Raw genomic sequence first — 18,413 nt, 5'->3', positions numbered from 1 at the left:
GTGGGGAGAATTGCGGATGCTGCTGGTTCAGCAATTCGTCAACAGTCTGATGCTGGGCAGCGTCTACGTAACGGTCGCCGTGGCCTTCACGTTGACGATCGGCGTGCTCAACTTCCTCAACTTCACCATCCCCACCCTGTTCATGGTCGCCGGCATGGTCGGCTGGGCGGCCGCATCCTGGGGATTGCCGCTCGGGTTGTCCGGACCTTTGCCGTGGCCGTTGGCGCTGCTGGTGGGGGTGGCCGTGGCGGTCCTCGCCTCGCTGGTCGTCGAGCGCTTCACCTTCCGCTACCTCAAGACCAGGTACGGCGACGCCACCGAGCACGCGATCCCGCTGGTCAGCTCGCTCGGCTTCCTGCTCATCTTGGAAAACCTCGTGCGCATCGCCTACGGGACGGATGCCCAGCGCTTTCCCGGCCCCTCGACCGATCTGACGCTCAACGTCGCCGGCATCTTCGTCCGCATCCCGCAGCTGCTCAGCCTGTTCGTCGTGCTGGCGATCGTCGCCGGGCTGACGTGGCTCTTGCGCCGCAGCAGCCTCGGCCGCGCGCTCCGGGCGATCGCCGAAAACCCGGACGCCGCCAACATCCTCGGCGTCGACATCCACCGCATCGTGCCGGTGGTGTTCATGCTCACCGGCGTGCTGTGCGGCCTCGCGGGCGCGCTGTTCGCCGTCAACTACGGCGAGGTGTCGCCGATGATGGGCGAGGACATCGGCACCAAGGCGATCGCCGGCATGGTCGTGGGCGGTCTCGGCTCGGTCTGGGGCGCCGTGCTGGGTGGCCTCATCGTCGGGCTCACCGAGACGATGACCATCAACTTCTTCGGCGCCGACACCGTCCAGATCGCCGTGTGGGGCATGCTGCTCCTCACCCTGTTCATCCGTCCCCAGGGCCTGTTCGGCCACAACGCCATCGGCAAGGGGAAGCTCTGATGAGCGGCTACTGGGCGGGCATCCTGTCGATCCTGGCGATCAACGTGGTCTTCGCCTACGGCATCTTCCTGCCGGTCGCCACCGGCCAGCTCAATCTCGGCGGGGCGGGCTTCCAGGCGATCGGCGCCTACGCAGCCGCCTATCTGTCGGCCACCTACGGCCTCGCGGTGCCGGTCACCATCGGCGTCGGCATCGTGCTGGCCGGCGCGGTCGGCTTCCTGGTGGCGTTCCCGATCCTGCGGATGAGCGGGGTCTATCTGGTGCTCGCGACGTTCGCCTTCGCCGAGGTCGTCGCCGGCCTGATCCTCAATTCCGAGACGCTGGGCGGCGCCATCGGCCTGTCGGTCCCGGCCTACGTCGACTACCAGGTGCCCTTGGCGGCGGCCTTCGTCGTTACGCTGTTCGTCTTCTACCTGATGTCGACGCGCTTCGGCTTGGTCATGCGCGCCGTCCACGACGACGCGGTGGTCTCCGACCTGATGGGGGTCAGCGTGCGCGGCGTGAAGGTCTGCGCCTTCGCCATCGGCGCGGCGCTCGCGGGCCTCGCCGGCGGCCTTTATGCCCACACCTTCAACTTCGTCGAGATCCAGGGTTTCAACGCCCTGATGTCGATCTATGTCCTGCTCTACGTGCTGCTCGGCGGCACCCAGACGGCCTGGGGCCCGCTCGCGGGGGCCACCTTCTTCACGCTGCTGCCCGAAGGCCTCCGGGTCGCGGTGCCGGCGGTCAAGCAGGGGGTTGCGACGCTGTTCGGCATGGACGGCGCGGTGTCGCCGCCGGACGAGTCCTGGCGCTTCGTCATCCTCGGCGTGGTGACCGTTCTGATGATGGTGTTCCGGCCCGAAGGACTGATCACCCGCACGATGATCGAGCGCCTGTGGCCGCGGCGCAGAAGGCCTGTCGTGGCCCGCGAGGTGGCCGCATGAGCGGCCCGATCCTGGCGCTCGATGGCGTCTCGAAGCACTTCGGCGGGCTGACCGTCGTCTCCGACGTCAGCTTCCAGGTGAACCCGGGCAGCCGCACCGCGCTGATCGGCCCGAACGGCGCCGGCAAGACCACGGTCTTCAACCTCGTCTCCGGTGTCTACCGCCAGGACGAGGGCACCATCCGCCTCGACGGGCAGGAAATCTCCGACGTCCCGTCGCGCAAGCGCATCGGCCTCGGCATGGCCCGCAGCTTCCAGAACATCCGCCTGATGCCGCATCTGTCCGTGGTGGAGAACATCATGCTGGGCCAGCAGGCCCAGGCCGGCGGGCTGGCGGGCGCCATGGCGCCGCTGTCGCTGTTCGGCCGGTCGAAGTGGCGCCGCGAGGCCGAGGACCTGCTCGCCCGCATGGCGCTGGACACCTACCCGGGCGAGATGGTGGCGACGCTGCCCTACGGCATCCGCAAGAAGATCGAGGTGGTGCGGGCGCTGGCGTCGTCGCCGCGCCTCCTGATGCTCGATGAGCCGGCGGCCGGCCTCAACCCGACCGAGACGGCGAGCCTGCGCGACTTCCTGCTGGAGCTGTCGGAGAGCGGCATCACCCTGCTCGTCGTCGAGCACGACATGGGGCTCGTCCGCAGTCTCTGCGACCATGCCGTGGTGCTGAATTTCGGCCGCAAGGTCTACGACGGCCCGACCGACCGGGTGCAGGACGACCCGCAGGTGCTGGAGGCCTATCTCGGCCCCCGCCACGCCGCCGCCCATCGGCCGGCGACCGCTGGGGAGGGCGTCCATGTTGCTTGACGTCACCGGCCTCGACGTCACTTACGGCCGCACCCGGGCGGTCAAGGCCGCCGACCTGTCGGTGGGCGAGGGGGAAATCGTCGCCGTGCTGGGCGCCAACGGCGCCGGCAAGACCTCGCTGCTGCGCGCGCTGCAGGGCGCGGTGCGCCCGTCCGGCGGCCGGATCCTGCTCGACGGCCGCGACCTCACCTACGCCAGTTCCGCCGCGCGCGTCCGCTCCGGCATGATGCTGGTGCCGGAAGGCCGGCAGATCTTCGTCTCCATGACGGTCCACGAGAACCTGCTGATGGGGTCCTATCTGCGCCGGGATGGCCAGGTGGATCGCGACATCGCGGCGATCTACGACCGCTTTCCCAACCTCGCCGAGCGGCGCGACATGCAGGCGAGCGTGCTGTCGGGTGGCGAGCAGCAGATGCTGGCCATCGGCCGGGCGATGCTGGGCCGCCCCCGCCTGATGATGCTCGACGAGCCGTCGCTCGGCCTCTCGCCGCTGTTCGTGGCGCGGCTGTTCGACCTGCTTCTCGAACTCAACCGCGACGGGCTGGCGATCCTGCTCGTCGAACAGAACACCACCATGGCGCTCGAGATCGGATCCCGGGCGTACGTCTTCGAACTCGGTTCGGTCGTGCTGGAGGGCACGGCCGCTGAGCTCCTCACCGACGACGCGCTCACCGAAGCCTATCTCGGCGGCGCCTCGACGGGGCAGGGGGAGCGCCACGCCGAAGCCGGTTGAGGCCACTGAACCAGGAACTGACCGCAGCAAAAAGGGGAGCGCGGAATGAACACGTTTGGATCACGTCTCATACTCACAGGGATGGCGGCCGCCTTCGGCCTCGCCGCCTCGCTGACGCCGGGCATGGCGCAGGATACCATCAAGATCGGCAACATCGTTGCCACCGCCGGTCCGCTGAAGAGCGCGGCGGAGCCCACCGTGGTCGCGGTCGACATCGCCGTGGAGGAGATCAACGCGGCCGGCGGCATCAACGGCAAGCCGATCGAGATCATCCGGTTCGACACCGGCTCGGACCCCAAGCAGGCATCGGTGGGCGCGCGCAAGCTGATTCAGGACGATGACGTCCTGGCGATCGTCGGTCCGTTCTCGTCGAGCGAAACCCGCGTGGCGCTCAACGACGCCGAGCGGATGAAGACGCTGATGCTTCCGACATCCTCCTCGGCTCCGGGGCTCGTCGACGGCACCACCTACGTCTACCGCCTGTCGGAGGACGAGGCCGTCCAGTTCGGCCGCCTGCTCGACACCATCAAGACCGCCGGCATCAAGGCCGAGACGGCCGAGATCGTCTACATTTCCGACGACGTGGTCTCCAACATCGCCGGCACGAAGCTCTACCCCGCGCTGTTGGAAAAGGCCGGCCTCAAGGTCGGCGACCCGATCCCGGTCCAGTTCAAGAGCTTCGACATGTCCGCCCAGGCGGCCCAGATCGCCCAGGAAAACCCGGATCTCGTCGCCATTGCCGGCCTGCCGGACCAAGCCTCGAAGGTCATCAAGGAACTGCGGCGCCAGGGCTACGAGGGCCGCATCATCGGCTCGCAGATCTTCGCCGATCCGAACGTCGTGGAGCTGTTCGGGCCGGAAGGCAACGGCACGCTGCTGGTCGCCGGCTTCTGGAAGGGGCGGACGGAGCAGTCGGCCGCGTTCAACGAGAAATTCGTCAAGGAGGCGGAGGCGCGAGGCATCCACAAGCTCGGCGCCCACCATTCCGACGCCCAGGCCTACGACATCCTGTTTCTCCTGAAGCAGGCGATGGAGGCGGCCGACGTGACAGGTGATCCGGCGAAGCTGGACGAAGAGCGGCAGGCCGTCGTCGAGGCGATGGACGGCATCGTCTTCTCCGGGATCATCGGCGACGACATCTGCTTCAAGGGGCACGACGCCCAGCTGCCCGGCTACGTCATCGAGATCAAGGACGGGGCGTGGACCAAGTTCGACGAGGTCCCGGCCGACCCCTGCGAGTAGGCAGCGGGGCCGGCGGGGGCCGGCCCATCGGTTTCAACCGCCCGTCGCAGGCACCGGGAGATGCGTGCTCTGACGGGCCAGTTTCAGGAGAGGAAAATTCCATGTTGAAGTCATTTGCGTTTGCGGCCGTTCTGACGGCCGTGTCCTTCGGGGCGGCCTCCGCGCAGACCGTCGGCATCGGCACCACCCAGGGCGGCGCCACCAACCAGCTGGCAACCGCCATCGCCAACGTGGTCTCGGCGGACGGCGAGGTGCAGATGCGCCCGCAGATCGTCGCCAACACCTCTCAGTACATCCCGCTGGTGAACGCCGGGCGGCTCGAGTTCGGCGTCGCGAACTATCCGCAGACCTTCTACGCGGTCGAGGGGACAGGCATGTCCCAGGAGCCCAACCCGAACCTGCGGATCGTCTCGTCGCTGTTCCCGTTCGTCGCCGGTCTGGTGGTGACGGAGGACTCCGGCATCGACAGCTTCGCCGACCTCAAGGGCAAGGGCGTGCCGCGCTTCCCCGACAACTCGCTGGGCGACTTCGTGATCCGGCTCGGCCTGACCGCCGGCGGGCTCACCTACGACGACGTCGTCGAGGTCCCGGTCGCCAACTTCCCGCGCATGTACGAGGCGCTGAAGCAGGGCCAGACGGTGATCTCGATCTCGGCGCTCGGCGCGCGCCCGACCTTCGACCTGGAGGCGTCGCTCGGCGACATCAAGTTTCTCTCGTTCACCGAGGAGAACCTGGCCGGCATGAAGGAGCTGATGCCCGGCATCTTCCTCTACAAGGTCGACGCCAGCGACACGCTGCCGGGCCTCGACGAGGGCGCCACGGTGTTCGCCTACAACTACCTGCTGTGGGCCAACAAGGACGTCGACGACGCGACCGTCGGGAGCGTGGTCAAGTCGATCTACAACAATGCCGACGAACTGAAGGAATCGAGCCCCATCTGGGCCGGCTTCGACAGGCAGGAGCTCTGCGCGACGCTGGAGATGGAGTATCACCCGGGCGCGCTCGCGGCGTGCCAGGAACTCGGCCTGCGCTGATCGGAACGGGCGACCATGAGCAGAACCGCAATCACCGCCATCCAGTGGGCGCTTTGCCTCACGGTCGCCCTTCTCCCCGTCGCGTGGGCCCTCAACCTGCCGCTCCGCGCCGGCATGCTTCTCTATCCCGAACAGGTCGCGGGGCTGATGCTCGGCCTCGCCGCCGCGTCGGTCTACCTGCGTGACATTCTCCACGTGCGCGGCCTGCGGCTGCTGATCGACCTGCTGCTGGCGGCCGTCAGCCTGTGGGTCGGCATCCATCTCCTGCTGCGCTTTCCGGTCCTCTCCGAGGGCTCGTTCTTTCACCCCGAGGAGTCGCTGGCGCTTGGGGCGGGCATCGCTTTGGTCTCGATCGAGGGCCTGCGGCGGCTGGGCGCGCTGAGCCTCGTCATGATCCTCGGCCTGCTGGTGCTCTACGCGCTGTTCTCCGACCTGGTGCCGGGCCAGCTGCAGGGCAAGCCGATCGCGCTGGGCGAGATCGTCCGCTTCATCGGCGTCGACAGCGCCGCGACGCTGGGATCGGCGCTGCAGGTGGCCGCGTTCGTGGTCATCATGTTCATCATCTTCGGCCAGCTGCTGGTGGTCACCGGCGGCGCCGGCGTGCTGACCGATGCGGCCCGGGTGCTGGCCGGCGAGCGGCGCGGCGCCACCGCCAAGATGGCCGTCATCGCCTCGGCGTTCATGGGGTCGATCTCCGGCAGCGCGGTCTCCAACGTCATGTCGACGGGCGTCATCACCATCCCCGCCATGAAGCGCGCCGGCTTCCGGCCGCAGACGGCGGGGGCGATCGAGGCGGTGGCCTCCACCGGCGGCCAGATCCTGCCGCCGGTGATGGGCGCGGCGGCGTTCCTGATGGCGGAGTATCTGCGGCTGCCCTACCGGGAGATCGTCATCGCGGCGGTGATCCCGGCGCTGCTCTACTTCTACTCCGTCTACCTGCAGATCAGCGTGCTGGCCGAGAAGCACAACCTCGGCGCCGGCGACCAGGAGCCGCCGAAGCCGCTGGCGGTCATCGGCCGCCATGCCGTGGTCGTCGTGGTGCCGATGCTGACGCTGCTGGTCGGCCTGTTCGCCTTCGACGTGTCGGCCGAAGAGGCGGTCGTCTGGGCTTCGCTCGCGCTGATCGTCATCGGGCTTTTGAACCTCGGCGGGCCGCACCGGGTGACGCCGCGCGAGATGCTCGAGGCGGTCTACAAGGCCGGCCGCGATTCCGCCGAGATCCTGCTGATCTGCGCGGTCGCCGGCATGATCATCGGCCTCATGTCGAGCTCCGGGCTGTCGTTCGGGCTGTCCTTCGTGCTGCTGGAACTCGGCAAGGACTCGCTGCTGCTGCTGCTCATCCTCACCGCCGTCGTGTCGATCATCCTCGGCATGGGCCTGCCCACGACGGGCGTCTACCTGCTGCTGGCGACGCTGGCGGCGCCGCCGCTCGTCCAGCTCGGCGTCGGCCAGCTCGAGGCGCACTTCTTCGTCTTCTATTTCGGGCTGTTGTCGATGATCTCGCCGCCGGTCGCGCTGGCCGCCTTCGCCGCCGCCTCGATGGCCGGATCGAAGCCGATGGCGACCGCCATGGAGTGTGTGCGGTTCGGCTGGATCGCCTTCATCCTGCCGTTCGCGTTCGTCTACCACCCGGGCCTGCTGATGCAGGGGAGCGCCTTCGAGGTGGTGGAAGCGGTGATGTTCGCGCTGATCGCGGTGCCGCTGGTGACCGCCGCCATTCTGGGCTACGGCGTCCGCCGCATCGGCTTTGCCGAGCGGCTGCTGGCCGGCGGGCTGGGCTTCATGTGCATCCTGCCGACCGGCGGGGTGGAGTGGCTGGTGATCGCCACCTGGGCATCTGGGGCGGCCGGGCTGGCGGCGATCGTCTGGCACTGCCGCCAGCGCGCCGCGGTGGCGGTGCGCGAAGAGGCCTGAGCCGCCGCCTCGGCGCGAATCTCACTCCGGCAGGTCCAGCGCGATCAGCGCCTGCTGGCCGCCGTCGACCGCCGTCAGCGCCCGCTCGACCAGGCCCGGCAGCGCGGTCAGGTCGCCGGTCGCCTCGGCATGGGCGCCGTGGGCGCGGGCCAGCCCGACGTGGTCGACCGACGGCGACAGGTCGGCCATGAACATGCCGTCGTCGGCGGCCGAGGCCCCCTGCGCGTACATGGCGAGCGTGGAGTTGCGCACCGCTCCCCAGCGCCGGTTGTTGAAGACCACCGTCAGGATCGGCAGACCGTGCGCCTCGGCCGCCCAGTGGCAGGCGGAGGGGTTGTTGAACATGTAGGCCCCGTCGCCGAGCATGGCGACCACCGGCCCTTCCGGCTCCGCGTTGCGGATGCCCAGCGCCGCCCCGAAGCCCCAGCCGAGCCCGCCCGCCGGGCTCGCGCCGTAAAAGGAGCCCGGGCGGGTGAAGCGGCCCTGGGGCATGCGGAACGAGTATTCGTTGACGATGGTCGACGCGCCCGGCAGCAGCGCCGCCAGCGCCCGGCTGGCGCTCGCCGCGCTCATCCGGTCGCCCTCGGCCTCCGCCGCGATGGCGGCGTGGCGGCGGGTATGCTCTTCCGTCAGCCGACGACGGCGCGCATCGACCCTCGGGGCGGCATCGCCGACCGGGCCGAGCGCCTCCAGGAGCGCCGCGAGCGCTTTCGCCGGCGCCGCGGTGATCGCCTCCTCGGCCTGGAAGCTGCGCATCGGATAGCGGGCGTGGACCGGGTCGACGCCGATCTCCACCAGGGCGGCGGTCGGCCGCGGCCGGGTCACCGACGGCACCCACGGCACGTCGACCGAAAGCGCCACGATCAGGTCGGCGTCGCCCAGCGCCGTGCCGGTCTCGTAGCCGAGATGCATCGGATGGTCGGCCGGCAGGTTGACCACCCGCGGATTGAACTCGATGACCGCCACCGCCCACCTCTCGGCGAGCGTCGCCAGCAGGCCGACCGCCGCGTGGTCGCGCCCGGCGTTGGCGGTGATCAGCACCGGCGCCTCGGCGGCGCGGATGCGCGCGGCCAGCCGGTCGATGGCGTCGGCGTCGGGGGCCTGGGGCGAGGTGGGCGTCGGCCGGCGCTCCGGCCGCTCGGTGCGGACGGTCTCGGCCAGCATTTCCCGCGGCAGCGACAGGTAGACCGGCCCGGCCGGCGGCGCCATCGCCACCTCCAGCGCCCGCGCCAGCCCGTCCTCCACCTGCTCGCCGGTGCGGATCTCGTAGTCCCACTTCACCGCCTCGCGCAGCACGCCGGCCTGGTCGAACATCTCCTGGGCCCAGTGGATGAAGCGGCTGCGCGTCCCGTGCGGGCCTTCCTCGGTCACCGGCGTGCGCCCGGCCGACAGCAGGATCGGGATGTTGTCCCGCGCCGCGTTCATCGCCCCGCACACCATGTTGGCGGTGCCGACCGACACGTGCACCATCGCCGCCTGGGCCCGGCCGGTGACCAGCGCATGGCCGTGCGCCATCGCCACGGCGAGGTTCTCGTGCGGGCAGATGAGCGGACGCGGCAGCTGGGAGAAGTCGCCGCCGGCCCGGCCATAGGCCTCCACGATCGAGGGGAAATCGGTCCCGGACACGGAGTAGAGCGCGTCGACGCCGAAGCGCTTCATCGCCCGCAGATAGGCCTCGGCAGCCAGCATTCCCCGGTCGTCCTGCATCCGTCTTCCCGTCCCTGCTCGTATCCCGTGGCCGGAGCCGGGGCGCGTGTGCCCGCGCGCGGCCTCCGGAGCCTCGCCTCAAGATTTCCGACACCTCGTCCGAAATGTCCAGACAACTACGGGGAATTCGTGTCTCTTGTCCGGAATTACGGGGGTCGACGCTGCCCGATCCGCCAATTTCGCAGCCGGACCATGCACATGACGACCGCCGCACGCGGTGCGCTCCGGCGCGTCCTGCGTCGGGAATTCATCCAATTGCATCGAATGTGGTATGAATAGCCTCGGGAAGCGGGTGATGGCTGCGCGTCGCGCGTGCCGCAACAAACGACGAGGATGCATGCACCTGATGGAGCCGCGGCGCGAAGACTCGGGGGCGCCTGCCGTGTCGGGCAGCTCCGAGCGGAGCGAACTGTCCCGAAAACTCCAGCTGACGACGATCGCCCTTGGCTGTCCGACCAGCAAGGAGCTGTGCGCGCGCTTCGCCGCCGTCAATCCGAACACGGCCTTCACCGCCCAGAACGCCTACAAGTGGCTGCGGGGCAAGGCGACGCCGCGGCTCGCCAGCGTCTACGACGACTGGGCTCGGGTGCTGGGCGACGAGTTCACCGGCGCCTTCGTGGCCGCCTCGAGTTTCGAGGAGTTCGCCGAGCACGTGCGGTTGTGGCACCGGGTCCCGGAGGCCGCGATCGCCAAACTCAGCGCCCCGCCGCCGGCCGACCCGGTTTCCGGCAACGGTGCGGACGATCAGGCCGGCTCCCTCGTGCCGCTCGTCTGGCAGTCGAGCCACGTCCTCTGCGGGCGCTATCTGGCGATCTCGTTCGCCTGGTCGCGCGGGGAGGCGGGGCGGCTCATCCTCGGCAGCATGGACATCACCCCGTCGCAGGATGGCCCGCCGGAGGCCCGCTACACCGAGTTTCTGTTCGGCCAGCGCGTGCCGATGGTCGGGCAGATTTCCGGCGACGGCCGCGCCGCCCAGTCCGTGCTTCAGTGCACCTTCAGCCGGCGGCTGTATTTCCTCGCTCTCCAGGTGCCGTCGCCGCCCGCCAACATCGTCGGCGGCATCCTGGCCGGCTGCGCGCTCCACGATCCGAACACGCGCGCCATCACCGGGCGCATGGTGCTGGTGCGCGACCGGTCTGGCCTGGGCGCCCCCCAGCACACCGTCGACTACCTGGACGCCACCGTTGAGGCACTGGAGGTTGAAATCGCCAACCTCGGCTACGTCCCGTCGCGTGAGCGGACCCGCGCCACCGAGGTGCTGCTCGATCTCCTGCGCCAGCCGCCGAAGTCGCCGGAGCTCTACGAAATCGATCCGGAGACCGTGGCCCTGCTCGGGCTGTCGTTCGACCGCCTGAAGGTGGGGCCGGCCGGCGCCTTCGCCGAGATCAGCTAGAGCCTTTTCCGGTCAGGTGAAATCACCTGGCCGCTAAGAAATGGTTCCAGAATCAAACCCTGGAGCAATTCCTCTTCGTTCAGATCGCTTCGATCTGAACGGGAAATGCTCGAGCGCCTGTCTCGACCAACCGGTCTCATTCGGTCGCGACCGTGCCGACCCGCCTGAGGCGCACGCCCCCCAGCACGTCCTTCTCGATCGCCTCCAGCGGGCGGTTCTTCGTCTCCGGCACGAACAGCAGGCCCACCACCAGGGCGATCACGCACATCGACAGGAACAGCCCGATCACCGCGGACAGCCCCAGCGCCTCCACCAGCGACAGGAACGTGAACGCCACCAGCATGTTGAACAGCCAGCTCATGGCGGAGGCGGTGGCGATGCCGGCCTCGCGGATCGTCGAGGGGAACAGCTCCGACATCAGCACGTAGGGCAGCGGGCCGAGGCTGAGGGCGAAGGCGACGATGTAGATGCCGAGCCCGACGAGCCCGAGCACGGGCAGCTCGAACTGCGCCGAGGCGATCACCGCGGCAAGTCCCGCCACCATCACGGCGCTGCCGACGATCATCAGCGGCCGGCGGCCGGCGCGGTCGACCAGCCAGAGGGCTGCGACGGTGGCAAGGAAGTTGAGCACGCCGAGCCCGAACGTCGCCGCCAGCGCCGACACCCCGGCCTCGAAGCCGAGCTGCTCGAAGATCCGCGGGGCGTAGTAGAGGATCCCGTCGATCCCGCTCAGGTTCTGCAGGATGAACAGCACGCTGCACAGCACCAGCACCGAGATCGTGCTGCCGCGCCGGATGGTGGTCCAAAGCTGCTGCCGCGGCCCGTCGTGGGCGGCCGGCATCATCTCGGCCAGGCTGGCGCCGAGCCCCAGACGGCCGGCGGCGACCCGCGCATCCTCAAGGCGGTCCCGTCCGAGCAGCCAGCGCGGGCTCTCCGGCAACAGGTAAACGATCAGCACCCCGCAGAGCGACGGGACGATGCCCAGGCCGAGGATCAGCGACCAGGATTGCTCGCCCGGCAGCAGCAGCGGCGTCGCATAGGCGAGCAGGATCCCGGCCGTCACGGCGAGCTGGAACGACGCCACCACCGTGCCGCGCCAGCGGGCGGGTGTTATCTCAGCGCCATACATCGGTGCAATCATTGAAGAAAGCCCGACGGCGAGGCCGACGAGCATGCGCGCAGCGACGAGCAGCCCGTAGCCCGGGGCCGTGAGGGATATGATGTTTCCGACCACCGCAAGGCAGAATGCGGCGATCAGTGTGAACCGCCGGCCGGAGCTGGCCGTCGCCGGTCCGGCGGCGATCGCGCCGACGAAGCAGGCGGCCGGGACCGACGCGACCAGCAGCTGCTCTTCGAACAGGCTGAGGGAAAGATGCGCCTCGATCTGCTGCAGGGCGCCGGCGATCGCTGCCGTGCTGTATCCGAACAGGAGCCCCGACAGGGCGACCATCGCGGCGGAGAGGAGAAGTGCGGAGCCCAGCATCAGATGCGGTCGCCTTCGAATTTTTTCCAAAAGGAGCGATAGTCGGCTATTAGCGGCGTGCAGCAAATCGTGTACTGTCCCCCTTAAAATGGTGTGGCGAATACATCAATAGTATTTTAATAGAGCAACTGAGATTTAGTTTCATCGGTCTACCGGGGGAGATGGCTGTGAGCGTATCCGAAGATTCCGCGCAGCATTCGCGCGCAAACAGGCTTGCTATCGAGGGCGGGGTGCCGGTCCGGACCGATCCTCTGCCTTGGGAACTGCCCGGCGCCCATTATATCGGCGAGGAAGAGCTGGAACTCGTGTCGCGCGTTGTGCGCGCCCGAAGCCCCTTCCGCTTCTACGGCCCCGATCCGCAGCACATGGTCGACACCCTCGAGAAGGAGTGGTGCGAGACCTTCGGCCACAAGCACGCGCTGGGCGTCTCCTCGGGCACGGCGGCGCTGTCGATCGCGATGGCGGCGCTGAATGTCGGCCCGGGCGACGAGGTTCTGGTCCCGGGCTATCTCTGGGTCAGCTGCGTGTCGGCCGTGGTGCGCTCCGGCGCCATCCCGCGACTGGTGGACATCGACGAGAGCTTCTGCATCGATCCGGCCGACCTGGAGCGCAAGATCGGCCCGCGCAGCCGCGCAGTGCTGTGCGTGCACATGAGCGGCGCGCCGGGGCACATCGAGGAGATTGCCGCGATCTGCCGCACCCATGGCCTCGGCCTGATCGAGGACTGTGCCCAGGCCGCGGGCGCCAGCGTCGGCGGCAAGGCGGTCGGGCGCTTCGGCGACATCGCGATCTTCAGCTTCCAGCTGAACAAGAACATGACCTCCGGCGACGGCGGGCTGATGGTCTGTCAGGACGATGCCCTGTTCCGGCGCATCGTGGCGCTGCACGACCTGGGCTATGCCCGCACGCCGGCCGGCCGGCTCGACACCTCCGACGAGGACTGCCAGCTGTGGGGCGTCGGGGCGCGGATGTCCGAGCTCGCGGGGGCCATGGCGCTGGCGCAGATGCGCAAGCTTCCGGCCATCACCGGCGCCATGCGGTCGTCCAAGTGGCGCATCCGCGAGGCGCTCGCCGACATCAAGGGCCTGCGGTTCCGCACGGTGCCGGATCCCTCGGGAGATACCGGGCCGTTCCTGCTGATGATCCTTCCCGACGCGACGGCGGCGGACGGGTTCGTCGCCGCGGTGCGCGCCGAGGGCATCGCCGGCCCGGCCGGCAGCCTCGCCTGCCTGACCATGCGGGAATGGGGACTGCACTGGTATTCGAACATTCCGAGCCTGGTGAAAAAGCGCTCCAACTCCCGTGACGGCTTTCCCTGGACGCATCCGGAGAACGCCTTCGCCAGCGACTATTCGTATGCGTTCGGGGCGCTTCCGGTCTGTGACGACCTGCATCACCGTGGCGCGATCCTGACGATCGCGTCGACGCTGAGCGAAAAGGACGAGCGGGACATCGTCCTTGCAATCCGCAAGGTCGCTGGCGCGCTCCTGCGCTGATCGAGACGTTTCCACTGGGGGGTTGCGCAGATGATCTACATCGTTGCCGCGGTCGCGGGCATTGCCGGATTCCTGTTCGGTTTCGACGAGGGGGTCATCGCCGGCGCCCTTCACCTTCTGAAGGCTCAGTTCTCGATCACGTCCACCCAGGAAGGGTTGATGACCGCGGCGGTGCCGTTCGGGGCGCTGTTCGGCGCACTGGCGGCAGGCCGCGCGGTGGAGCGGTTCGGCCGGCGGCCGATGCTGCTGTTCGCCGCGGTCCTGTTTGCCATCGGCGCCCTGTTTGCCTCGCTGTCGCTCGGCGCGCTGATGCTGACGTCCGCCCGGTTGCTGCTCGGCTTCGCCATCGGCATCGCGGGCCTCGTCGCCCCGCTCTACATCTCCGAGAGCGCGCCGGCGGAAAAGCGCGGCATGCTCGTCTCCATCTACCAGCTGGCGATCACGCTCGGCATCCTCGGGGCCTACCTGGTCGGCTACGCCTTCAACGAGTCCTGGCGGATCATGTTCGCGATCGGGATCATCCCGGGCGTCGCGCTCTTCGTCGGCATGTTCTTCCTGCGTGAGACGCCGCGGTTCCTGGCCATCAGGGGCAAGCCGGCGGAGGCGCGGACCGCCATCGCCAGCCTGCGCGGCATCTCCCCGGGCGATCCGGCCATCGAGAAGGAGCTGGAGGAGATATCGGAGACGGCGGAGGCCGACAAAGGCCACCGCGGCTGGGCCGAGCTCTTCGGCCCGGTGGCGCGCCCGGCGCTCGTCGTCGGCATCGGCCTGTTCTTCCTGCAGCAGCTGAGCGGGATCAACGCCGTCATCTACTACGCCCCGGTGGTCTTCCAGGAGGCCGGCTTCACCGATGCTTCCACCCAGATCCTGGCCACCGTCGGCGTGGGCATCGTCAACGTGCTGATGACCCTCGTCGGGATGGCGCTGATCGACCGGATCGGGCGGCGCAAGCTCCTGCTCGGCGGGTTCCTGTTCGCGGCGCTCGCCCTCGGGCTGATCGCGGTCGGGGCGGCGACCGACGTGCAGTCGATGGACATCGTCGCCTTCGTCGGCCTCGTCGTCTACATCGGCGCGTTCGCCGCCAGCATCGGGCCGCTTCCGTGGGTGATGATGTCGGAGGTGTTCCCGCTGAACGTCCGCGGCCGCGGCATGAGCGTCGCCTCGGTCACCAACTGGGGCTTCAATTTCCTGGTCGTCTTCTCGTTCCCGATCCTCGTCGCGGACATCGGTCTCGGGGGCGTGTTCACGATCTACGCGCTGATCTGCGCGCTCGGGATCCTGTTCACCCTGCGCTACGTGCCCGAGACGAACGGTATCCTGCTTGAGGACATCGAGCGTCACCTGCGTTCCGGCAGGCCCTTCCGCGAGCTCGGGCGGGTCCTGGCGACCGGTCCGGCGGGTGCCGCACCAGCGGGAGGCGCGTCGCGGTGATGAGCGTGAAGCTGAGCAACGAGGACGGCGCGGCGCTGATGGCCGCGGTCGTCGCCCACAGTCCGTATCGGCGCGCGCTGGCGCCGATGCTGCCGGACATCACCCGGATCGCGCTGGCCAACAACCAGATCCGCAGCTGCCTCTCGGCGGTGTCCGAGCGGAGCGACTTCGCCGCCACGGGCGTGCTGGCGAAGCGCGATCTCGGTCCGCAGCGCGCGACGCTGTTGTCCTTCCTCGAATACATTTATTTCGCCTCTCCGGGCTTCCTCAATTCCGTCGGAGAAGGCGCGCTGGGAGGATCGACCGATGGCCGCTAGAGCCGAACACTGCGACGTCGTCATCGTCGGAACCGGCGCCGGCGGCGGCATCATCGCCCACAAGCTGGCGAAGGCGGGGCTCAACGTCGTCTCGCTGGAGCAGGGCGGAACCCTGCCCAATGACTATTTCACCCGGACGGCGCCGCCCGGCGCCAAGCTCGACTTCGGCATCGGGCCGTCCACCGTCTGGCCGGCCGACCCGCACGACAGCCTGTTCGTGCATCCGCTGTTCGCCGACGGCCTGCACGGCGCCACGACCCGGCCGGCGGACGGCTTCCGGCACTTCCAGATCCTCAAGCTCAACGGTCTCCAGAACCTCTGGAACGGCGTCAGCGTGCGCTTCTCGGAGGTCGATTTCGCCGGCTGGCCGTTCGGCTACGACACGCTGGCGGACGACTACTCCGCCGTCGAGAAGCTGATCACCGTCTGCGGCACGAAGGAGGGCATTCCGGAGCTCCCGGACGGCGAGTTCATCCCGCCCAAGCCGCTGCGGCCCGCCGACAAGATCATCGTCTCGGCCGTCAACGCGCTCAACGAGCCGTTCTCCCACGCGATCCCCAACCGCAAGGCCATCATCACCACCCCCGGCCTCGCCAGCTCCTGCATCTCCACCGGCATCTGCACGTCCGGCTGCCCGGTCGGCGCCGTCTACAAGTTCTCGGCGCGCCTGCTGCCGGAGATCGCCGGGCTTCCCAACTACGAGCTGCGCACCAACGCCAAGGTGACCCGCGTGCTGCGCGACGGCACCTCCGAGCGCGTCTCCGGCGTGGAGTACATCGACACCGAGACCGGCGAGCGCCGGACCCTGTCGGCCCGGTTCGTGGTGCTCGCCGCCGGCGCCATCGAGACGCCGCGCATCCTGTTCAACTCCGCCGACGAGGCCGATCCGGCCGGCCTCGCCAACCGCCACGACCGGGTGGGGCAGGGGCTGCAGGACAATCCGAAGGCGGTGCTGTCGACCTCGCTGCTGCGGCTGTGGGGCAAGAAGCGCGACTACGACATCGGCTACGGCGACCTCTTGATCCTGATGTCGCGCGGCAAGCTGCCCGACGGCTCCAGCTTCCCGTTCATCGGCCACGCCATTCACGGCCTGCCCGACGTGCCGCACTACCTGTCCGGCTTCTCGGGCTTCCCGCCGCAGGTGAAGACCCGCCTGGCGCGGATCATGTTCCACTCCTACGTGACGCTGGGCCTGTTCTGCGCCGGCGAGGCGCGGCCGGAAAACCGCGTGCGGCCGGGCACCACCACCGATTCCGACGGCGTGCCCCAGGTCACGGTGGACTTCACCATTCCGGAGACGGCCAGGCTGCAGATGGACTCCATGCTGAAGTGGGGGCGGAAGATCCTGCGCCGGGCCACCGCCACCAAGATCTACGAGAGCACCGACAACAACGGCACCGGCATCCACTACGCCGGCACCACGGCGATCTCCGACGATCCGGCCGCCGGCGTCGTCGACCGCGACCTGCGCTGCCACGGCCTCGACAACCTCTACGTCTGCGACGGCGGCGTCATTCCGAACCTGCCCGACAAGCACCTGACGCTGTCGATCATGGCGCTCTCCTACCGCCTCGGCCGCCACCTGGAGGCGCGGGCGCGCTCGGAGGAAAGCATCGCCGCGTAACGGCGCGCGCGTGCGCCGCGAGCCGTCGCCGCCCACATCCACCCGATGCGGCGTCCCCGCGCCGCGGGACGCCCATGCCTGAAGGCTTGCGACTTGCAATTCGATAGTTAGTATCGGGTCATGAAGCCAGAATTCCGTTCGCCATGTCCGATCGCCACCACGCTCGACATCGTCGGCGATCGCTGGTCGCTGGTGCTGGTGCGCGACATGCTCACCGGCAAGTCGCGCTATTCCGAGTTCCTGCAGTCGCCCGAGCGCATCACCACCAACATCCTCGCCGATCGGCTCAGCCGGATGGAGGAGATGGGGCTGATCACCCGCACGCTCTACCAGGAGCGCCCGAAGCGCTACGCCTATGCGCTGACGGAGAAGGGGCGCGGCCTGATCCCGGTCGTCCAGGCGATCTGCCGCTGGGCGAACCGCCACGAGGAGGGGACGTGGTATCCGCCGGAGAGCTTCATGACGCTGACCATCGAGAGCGAGCCGGACGGATCCTGAGCGCCGGCGTCCGCCCGAAGGCCGCCACGACCCCGCCGCGCACCCGCCTCACGCCGCAGCCGGCGTCTCCCGCTGCCCGCGCCGCCGTTCGGCGGTGATCTCGGCCAGGATCGACAAAGCGATCTCCTCCGGCGTGATGGCGCCGAGATCGAGGCCGGCCGGCGCCTTCACCCGGGCGAGCGCCGCCGCGTCGGCCCCCTTCGCCAGCAGCTTGTCGGTGAGCGCCGCCATCTTGCGCCGGCTGCCGACGAAGGCGTGGTAGGCGGCCGGGCAGGCGACGGCGGCGGCCAGCGCCGCCTCGTCGCCTTTGCCCTGGGTCGACACCACCACGAACCGCCGGGCGTTGGAAGGCGCGACCTCGAACCCCTCGCACAGCGCGTCTACCTCCGCGCCCGATGGCCGGTCGGCCGGCGGGCAGGCGAGCGTCACGTGGTAGCCGAGCGGCCGGGCGAGATCGCACAGCGCCGCGGCGATCGGGCTGCCGCCCAGCACCACCAGCGACGGGCGCGGCAGCACCGCCTCCACGAAGATGTCCATGGTGCCCTGGCTCGGGCACATGTTGGTGGCGTAGCGCACGCCGTCCCGCGCCGTGCCGGGGGCGACGCCGAGCTCCGCCAGCAGGTCTTCCGGCTGCACCGACACGAGCCGGCTCTCGCCGTCGGCGAGCGCGTCGCGCGCCGCCTTCAGCACCGCCCCGCGGGCGCAGCCGCCGCCGATCCAGCCGCCGGCGATCGAGCCGTCGGCGCGGATGACGGCCTTGGCGCCGGCCTTCGCCGCCGTCACCGAGACGGTGCGCACCACGGTCGCCAGCACGAACGCCTCCTCGGCCGATTTCAGCCGGGAGACGATGTCCATGATGTCGGGTTGAACGGTCATCG

Annotated in this window: 16 protein-coding genes; 13 read left to right on the top strand and 3 right to left on the bottom strand. The window is 69.1% G+C overall.

Features of this window, described 5'->3' with window-relative positions; all coding sequences use genetic code 11:
- The first annotated feature begins 16 nt into the window (after nucleotides 1-16).
- The 7 genes from ACSSVZ_RS17615 to ACSSVZ_RS17585 all read left to right on the top strand — a co-directional run bounded on the left by ACSSVZ_RS17615 (nucleotide 17) and on the right by ACSSVZ_RS17585 (nucleotide 7,586).
- Complete coding sequence (locus ACSSVZ_RS17615) at nucleotides 17-934, top strand: branched-chain amino acid ABC transporter permease (RefSeq protein ID WP_453972029.1); 918 nt, start codon at nucleotides 17-19, stop codon at nucleotides 932-934.
- On the top strand, nucleotides 934-1,860 hold the full coding sequence (locus ACSSVZ_RS17610) for a branched-chain amino acid ABC transporter permease (RefSeq protein ID WP_453972028.1): 927 nt from the start codon (nucleotides 934-936) through the stop codon (nucleotides 1,858-1,860). The genes ACSSVZ_RS17615 and ACSSVZ_RS17610 overlap by 1 nt, the downstream gene beginning before the upstream one ends.
- Nucleotides 1,857-2,663, top strand: coding sequence for an ABC transporter ATP-binding protein (locus ACSSVZ_RS17605; RefSeq protein WP_453972027.1), 807 nt, complete (start codon nucleotides 1,857-1,859; stop codon nucleotides 2,661-2,663). The genes ACSSVZ_RS17610 and ACSSVZ_RS17605 overlap by 4 nt, the downstream gene beginning before the upstream one ends.
- Nucleotides 2,653-3,396 carry an ABC transporter ATP-binding protein gene (locus tag ACSSVZ_RS17600; RefSeq protein ID WP_453972026.1) on the top strand — a complete coding sequence of 248 codons (744 nt, stop codon included), beginning with the start codon at nucleotides 2,653-2,655 and terminating at the stop codon, nucleotides 3,394-3,396. Before ACSSVZ_RS17605 ends, ACSSVZ_RS17600 begins: the two co-directional genes overlap by 11 nt.
- A gap of 45 nt (nucleotides 3,397-3,441) precedes the next feature.
- The gene (locus tag ACSSVZ_RS17595; RefSeq protein WP_453972025.1) at nucleotides 3,442-4,638 is read left to right on the top strand and encodes an ABC transporter substrate-binding protein; all 1,197 of its coding nucleotides are present in this window, start codon (nucleotides 3,442-3,444) and stop codon (nucleotides 4,636-4,638) included.
- Between the two features lie 101 nt (nucleotides 4,639-4,739).
- A complete protein-coding gene (locus ACSSVZ_RS17590) occupies nucleotides 4,740-5,672 on the top strand; it encodes a TAXI family TRAP transporter solute-binding subunit (RefSeq protein WP_453972024.1) in 933 nt (310 codons plus the stop codon).
- A gap of 15 nt (nucleotides 5,673-5,687) precedes the next feature.
- Entirely contained in the window at nucleotides 5,688-7,586 is a 1,899-nt protein-coding gene (locus tag ACSSVZ_RS17585; protein WP_453972023.1) for a TRAP transporter permease, read from the top strand.
- A 21-nt stretch (nucleotides 7,587-7,607) separates the two neighbouring features.
- On the opposite strand, the gene ACSSVZ_RS17580 is transcribed toward ACSSVZ_RS17585, so the two are convergent.
- The gene (locus ACSSVZ_RS17580; RefSeq protein WP_453972022.1) at nucleotides 7,608-9,275 is read right to left on the bottom strand and encodes a thiamine pyrophosphate-requiring protein; all 1,668 of its coding nucleotides are present in this window, start codon (nucleotides 9,273-9,275) and stop codon (nucleotides 7,608-7,610) included.
- 355 nt (nucleotides 9,276-9,630) lie between these two features.
- On the opposite strand from ACSSVZ_RS17580, the gene ACSSVZ_RS17575 reads away from it, so the two are divergent.
- A complete protein-coding gene (locus ACSSVZ_RS17575) occupies nucleotides 9,631-10,686 on the top strand; it encodes a hypothetical protein (protein ID WP_453972021.1) in 1,056 nt (351 codons plus the stop codon).
- A gap of 136 nt (nucleotides 10,687-10,822) precedes the next feature.
- Here ACSSVZ_RS17575 and ACSSVZ_RS17570 read toward each other — a convergent pair whose 3' ends face one another.
- Entirely contained in the window at nucleotides 10,823-12,169 is a 1,347-nt protein-coding gene (locus ACSSVZ_RS17570; protein ID WP_453972020.1) for a sugar porter family MFS transporter, read from the bottom strand.
- Nucleotides 12,170-12,336: 167 nt separating this feature from the next.
- Here ACSSVZ_RS17570 and ACSSVZ_RS17565 point away from each other — a divergent pair, with 167 nt between their 5' ends.
- The 5 genes from ACSSVZ_RS17565 to ACSSVZ_RS17545 all read left to right on the top strand — a co-directional run bounded on the left by ACSSVZ_RS17565 (nucleotide 12,337) and on the right by ACSSVZ_RS17545 (nucleotide 17,535).
- Nucleotides 12,337-13,665 carry a DegT/DnrJ/EryC1/StrS family aminotransferase gene (locus ACSSVZ_RS17565; protein ID WP_453972019.1) on the top strand — a complete coding sequence of 443 codons (1,329 nt, stop codon included), beginning with the start codon at nucleotides 12,337-12,339 and terminating at the stop codon, nucleotides 13,663-13,665.
- Between the two features lie 30 nt (nucleotides 13,666-13,695).
- The gene (locus tag ACSSVZ_RS17560) at nucleotides 13,696-15,096 is read left to right on the top strand and encodes a sugar porter family MFS transporter (RefSeq protein WP_453972018.1); all 1,401 of its coding nucleotides are present in this window, start codon (nucleotides 13,696-13,698) and stop codon (nucleotides 15,094-15,096) included.
- Nucleotides 15,096-15,413 (top strand): hypothetical protein, encoded by a 318-nt coding sequence (locus tag ACSSVZ_RS17555; RefSeq protein WP_453972017.1) that lies wholly within the window; start codon nucleotides 15,096-15,098, stop codon nucleotides 15,411-15,413. The genes ACSSVZ_RS17560 and ACSSVZ_RS17555 overlap by 1 nt, the downstream gene beginning before the upstream one ends.
- Nucleotides 15,403-17,037 (top strand): GMC oxidoreductase, encoded by a 1,635-nt coding sequence (locus tag ACSSVZ_RS17550; RefSeq protein WP_453972016.1) that lies wholly within the window; start codon nucleotides 15,403-15,405, stop codon nucleotides 17,035-17,037. The genes ACSSVZ_RS17555 and ACSSVZ_RS17550 overlap by 11 nt, the downstream gene beginning before the upstream one ends.
- A 120-nt stretch (nucleotides 17,038-17,157) precedes the next feature.
- Nucleotides 17,158-17,535, top strand: a complete 378-nt coding sequence (locus tag ACSSVZ_RS17545; RefSeq protein WP_453972015.1) for a winged helix-turn-helix transcriptional regulator — start codon at nucleotides 17,158-17,160, stop codon at nucleotides 17,533-17,535.
- A 48-nt stretch (nucleotides 17,536-17,583) separates the two neighbouring features.
- Here ACSSVZ_RS17545 and ACSSVZ_RS17540 read toward each other — a convergent pair whose 3' ends face one another.
- Complete coding sequence (locus tag ACSSVZ_RS17540; protein WP_453972014.1) at nucleotides 17,584-18,411, bottom strand: XdhC family protein; 828 nt, start codon at nucleotides 18,409-18,411, stop codon at nucleotides 17,584-17,586.
- Between the last annotated feature and the right edge of the window lie 2 nt (nucleotides 18,412-18,413).

Source organism: Amorphus sp. MBR-141, from assembly GCF_053628695.1.
This window is presented reverse-complemented; position numbering and strand designations above follow the sequence as displayed.